Here is a 5,548-nt window from a genome sequence, read left to right as displayed (position 1 = left end):
AACCAAAAAAACCTTCATTAATATATAATGAAGGTTTTAAAAAAGAAAGGCAGCGACCTACTCTCCCACATAAATGCAGTACCATCGGCGCTATTGGGCTTAACTTCTCTGTTCGGGATGGGAAGAGGTGAGCCCCAATGCTATAACCACCCTAAGCTGTTTGAGTCGCTTGAACTCTATATGTTAACATAGTGGTAAAAATTATATCGTAAGGTTATCAATAAAAAAAAGAGTGTTCTCCTCCCAATTACTTGGGAGGAAAAACGGCGTACATAAGTCTATGGGTTATTAGTACTACTCGGCTACATACATTACTGCACTTACACCTATAGCCTATCAACGTTGTCATCTCCAACGACCCTTTAAAGAAATCTCATCTTGTGGTGGGTTTCGCGCTTATATGCTTTCAGCGCTTATCCCTTCCCGACGTAGCTACCCAGCAGTGCTCCTGGCGGAACAACTGGTACACTAGAGGTCAGTCCAACTCGGTCCTCTCGTACTAGAGTCAGATCCACGCAAATTTCTAACGCCCACAGCAGATAGAGACCGAACTGTCTCACGACGTTCTGAACCCAGCTCGCGTGCCACTTTAATGGGCGAACAGCCCAACCCTTGGGACCTTCTCCAGCCCCAGGATGTGACGAGCCGACATCGAGGTGCCAAACCCCCCCGTCGATGTGAGCTCTTGGGGGAGATCAGCCTGTTATCCCCGGAGTACCTTTTATCCTTTGAGCGATGGCCCTTCCATGCGGAACCACCGGATCACTATGCTCTTGTTTCCAACCTGATCGACTTGTAAGTCTCTCAGTCAAGCACCCTTATGCCATTGCACTCTACGCACGGTTACCAAGCGTGCTGAGGGTACCTTTAGAAGCCTCCGTTACTCTTTTGGAGGCGACCACCCCAGTCAAACTACCCACCAAGCACTGTCCTCATCTCTGAGTTAGGCTCTAGATAAGCAAAGGGTCGTATTTCAAGGGTGACTCCACAACGCCTAGCGACGCCACTTCAAAGTCTCCGACCTATCCTACACATTACTTATCCAAAGTCAATACTAAGCTATAGTAAAGGTTCACGGGGTCTTTTCGTCCCGCTGCGGGTAATCGGCATCTTCACCGATACTACAATTTCACCGAGCTCATGGCTGAGACAGTGTCCAGATCGTTGCACCATTCGTGCAGGTCGGAACTTACCCGACAAGGAATTTCGCTACCTTAGGACCGTTATAGTTACGGCCGCCGTTTACTGGGGCTTCATTTCAGATCTTCGCCGAAGCTAAACCCTCCACTTAACCTTCCAGCACCGGGCAGGTGTCAGGCCTTATACATCATCTTTCAATTTAGCAAAGCCCTGTGTTTTTGATAAACAGTCGCCTGGACCTTTTCACTGCGGCCCTCATTGCTGAGGGCGACCTTTCTCCCGAAGTTACAGGTCTATTTTGCCTAGTTCCTTAGCCATGAATCTCTCGAGCACCTTAGAATTCTCATCCCAACTACCTGTGTCGGTTTACGGTACGGGTTCTTATAATCTGAAGCTTAGAGGTTTTTCTTGGAAGCTTTTAGGCACACTATCCACGCTGCCGAAGCTTTGTGGTACTATCGTACTTTGCCAAGGCCTAACTCTTAATCTGGCCCTATAGCTACATACTTTAACGAACTATTCCGTCAGTCCGCGGTGCTTTCAATACTCCGTCACCCCATCGCAATTATAAGAAGTACAGGAATATTAACCTGTTGTCCATCGACTACCCCCTTCGGGTTCGCCTTAGGTCCCGACTAACCCTCAGCTGATTAGCATCGCTGAGGAAACCTTAGTCTTTCGGTGAGGGGGTTTCTCGCCCCCTTTATCGTTACTTATGCCTACATTTTCTTTTGTAGCCGTTCCAGCAAACCTCACAGTTCACCTTCTACACAACTACAATGCTCCCCTACCACTTTAAAAGTCCATAGCTTCGGTAATATGTTTATGCCCGATTATTATCCATGCTCGACCGCTCGACTAGTGAGCTGTTACGCACTCTTTAAATGAATGGCTGCTTCCAAGCCAACATCCTAGCTGTCTGGGCAGTCAAACCTCGTTTATTCAACTTAACATATATTTGGGGACCTTAGCTGATGGTCTGGGTTCTTTCCCTCTCGGACATGGACCTTAGCACCCATGCCCTCACTGCTGAGAAACATTTTATAGCATTCGGAGTTTGTCAGGAATTGGTAGGCGGTGAAGCCCCCGCATCCAATCAGTAGCTCTACCTCTATAAAACTTTTACTCAACGCTGCACCTAAATGCATTTCGGGGAGTACGAGCTATTTCCGAGTTTGATTGGCCTTTCACCCCTACCCACAGGTCATCCAAAGACTTTTCAACGTCAACTGGTTCGGTCCTCCACTGTGTGTTACCACAGCTTCAACCTGCCCATGGGTAGATCACTCGGTTTCGCGTCTACTACTACTAACTATACGCCCTATTCAGACTCGCTTTCGCTACGGCTCCGTATCTTAAATACTTAACCTTGCTAGAAACAGTAACTCGTAGGCTCATTATGCAAAAGGCACGCCGTCACACAGTAAATGTGCTCCGACCGCTTGTAAGCGTACGGTTTCAGGTTCTCTTTCACTCCCTTACTTAGGGTTCTTTTCACCTTTCCCTCACGGTACTAGTTCACTATCGGTCTCTCAGGAGTATTTAGCCTTACCGGATGGTCCCGGTGGATTCATACAGGATTACACGTGTCCCGCACTACTCAGGATACCACTATCAATAACTTCTCTTACCTATACGGGGCTATCACCCTCTTTGGCCCCTCTTTCCAAAGGGTTCTAGTTCAATTAGCATTGAATATCGTGGTCCTACAACCCCAGCATTGCCGTAACAATACTGGTTTGGGCTAATCCGCGTTCGCTCGCCACTACTAACGGAATCACTTTTGTTTTCTCTTCCTCCGGTTACTTAGATGTTTCAGTTCACCGGGTTTGCCTGCTTTCGCATACTATACCTTCAGTATAGTGGGTTGCCCCATTCGGATATTTACGGATCATAAAATATGTGCTTCTCCCCGTAACTTTTCGCAGCTTATCACGTCCTTCTTCGCCTCTGAGAGCCTAGGCATCCGCCATACGCCCTTACTTAACTTATTGTACTTTTTGCCTCCAGATTACTCTGGAGAACGAGCTCTTTTATATTTTTATATTTATAGCTTTAACATTTATTTCTAAATGTCTCTATCTTGATTCTTTACGATATCATTTTTACCAATATGTCAATGAACTTTTTTAATTATCAATTACTAATTTGTAATTATTAATTAATTGTGGAGAATACCGGAGTCGAACCGGTGACCTCTTGCGTGCAAGGCAAGCGCTCTAGCCAGCTGAGCTAATTCCCCATTACACTAGTGATGAGTATTAGTTATGAGTGATAAGTCTCACCCATACACTCAACCTCTAGAATTTCCTTCGAACTAAAATCTTGTTTAATTTACTTAGTAGTCTTGGGCAGGCTCGAACTGCCGACCTCTACATTATCAGTGTAGCGCTCTAACCAGCTGAGCTACAAGACTGTCTTTTAAGATCTTAGTCTCTTTATTTTTAAAATTAACAGCAAAAAGTAAAATAACCCTTTTGTAACTCACCATCTTTCTCTAGAAAGGAGGTGTTCCAGCCGCACCTTCCGGTACGGCTACCTTGTTACGACTTAGCCCTAGTTACTAGTTTTACCCTAGGCGGCTCCTTGCGGTGACCGACTTCAGGCACCCCCAGCTTCCATGGCTTGACGGGCGGTGTGTACAAGGCCCGGGAACGTATTCACCGGATCATGGCTGATATCCGATTACTAGCGATTCCAGCTTCACGGAGTCGAGTTGCAGACTCCGATCCGAACTGTGATATGGTTTGTAGATTCGCTCCTACTCGCGTAGTGGCTGCTCATTGTCCATACCATTGTAGCACGTGTGTAGCCCAGGACGTAAGGGCCGTGATGATTTGACGTCATCCCCACCTTCCTCTCGGTTTGCACCGGCAGTCTCGCTAGAGTCCCCAACTTTACTTGCTGGCAACTAACGACAAGGGTTGCGCTCGTTATAGGACTTAACCTGACACCTCACGGCACGAGCTGACGACAACCATGCAGCACCTTGTAATGAGTCCGAAGAAGGGTCTATCTCTAGACCTGTCCCACTACATTTAAGCCCTGGTAAGGTTCCTCGCGTATCATCGAATTAAACCACATGCTCCACCGCTTGTGCGGGCCCCCGTCAATTCCTTTGAGTTTCAATCTTGCGATCGTACTCCCCAGGTGGGACACTTATCACTTTCGCTTAGTCACTGAATAATTCCAACAACTAGTGTCCATCGTTTACGGCGTGGACTACCAGGGTATCTAATCCTGTTCGCTCCCCACGCTTTCGTCCATGAGCGTCAGTATATACGTAGTAGACTGCCTTCGCAATCGGTATTCTATGTAATATCTATGCATTTCACCGCTACACTACATATTCTATCTACTTCCGTATAACTCAAGTCAACCAGTATCAAAGGCAGTTCCATAGTTAAGCTATGGGATTTCACCTCTGACTTAATTGACCGCCTGCGGACCCTTTAAACCCAATGATTCCGGATAACGCTTGCACCCTCCGTATTACCGCGGCTGCTGGCACGGAGTTAGCCGGTGCTTATTCTTACGGTACCGTCAAGGTCCTACACGTAGGACTGTTTCTTCCCGTATAAAAGCAGTTTACAACCCATAGGGCAGTCTTCCTGCACGCGGCATGGCTGGTTCAGAGTTGCCTCCATTGACCAATATTCCTCACTGCTGCCTCCCGTAGGAGTCTGGTCCGTGTCTCAGTACCAGTGTGGGGGATCCCCCTCTCAGGGCCCCTATCTATCGTTGCCATGGTAAGCCGTTACCTTACCATCTAGCTAATAGAACGCATAGCCATCTTTTACCGATAAATCTTTAATTCTAAATTGATGCCAATCTAAAATACTATGAGGTATTAATCTTCATTTCTAAAGGCTATCCCTCTGTAAAAGGTAGGTTCTATACGCGTTACGCACCCGTGCGCCGGTCGTCAGCGGATTGCAAGCAATCCCTGTTACCCCTCGACTTGCATGTGTTAAGCCTGCCGCTAGCGTTCATCCTGAGCCAGGATCAAACTCTTCATCGTATATTTTTAATAATATGAATGAATAAGTTTCAAAAGAATTTATGCTTAACGAAGTTAAACATTTGGTTATTCTACTCTTTGTTTACGCTGTCAATTTCAATACTTTCAATGAACTTTTAGAGAACGCTTAAAAGGTCCTGTTTCAACCTCTAATTATTACCCTAAATTTTGTAGAAACTCGAGAATCGAACTCGATAACTTTTTTATCCAAAATTATTCCAAAATCTCTATTGAACTTCGCTTGTCTCTCAAAGCGGGTGCAAATGTAAAAACTATTTTTATATCCGCAATAACTTTTTTGTTTTTTTTTCAAAGTTTTTCCAAACCAATTACCAAAACAAAAACAAAACAATGAACTCCCCGTAAAAACGGACCGCAAAGATATAA

2 tRNA genes and 3 rRNA genes are annotated in these 5,548 nt (G+C 45.8%); all 5 read right to left on the bottom strand.

Going from position 1 to position 5,548, the window contains the following annotated elements:
• Positions 1-44 precede the first annotated feature (44 nt).
• The 5 genes from rrf to AAON49_RS00225 all read right to left on the bottom strand — a co-directional run bounded on the left by rrf (position 45) and on the right by AAON49_RS00225 (position 5,161).
• Positions 45-154 (bottom strand): 5S ribosomal RNA (gene rrf, locus AAON49_RS00245).
• Positions 155-268: 114 nt separating this feature from the next.
• Positions 269-3,134: ribosomal RNA gene (locus AAON49_RS00240) — 23S ribosomal RNA — on the bottom strand.
• A gap of 174 nt (positions 3,135-3,308) precedes the next feature.
• Positions 3,309-3,382 (bottom strand) — tRNA-Ala (locus AAON49_RS00235).
• A 100-nt stretch (positions 3,383-3,482) separates the two neighbouring features.
• Positions 3,483-3,556: transfer RNA gene (locus AAON49_RS00230), tRNA-Ile, on the bottom strand.
• Between the two features lie 85 nt (positions 3,557-3,641).
• A 16S ribosomal RNA gene (locus AAON49_RS00225) occupies positions 3,642-5,161 on the bottom strand.
• Together the 16S, 23S and 5S rRNA genes with 2 tRNA genes alongside form the textbook arrangement of a ribosomal RNA operon.
• Between the last annotated feature and the right edge of the window lie 387 nt (positions 5,162-5,548).

This window comes from Pseudotenacibaculum sp. MALMAid0570 (assembly GCF_040151415.1).
Classification (GTDB): domain Bacteria; phylum Bacteroidota; class Bacteroidia; order Flavobacteriales; family Flavobacteriaceae; genus Polaribacter.
This window is presented reverse-complemented; position numbering and strand designations above follow the sequence as displayed.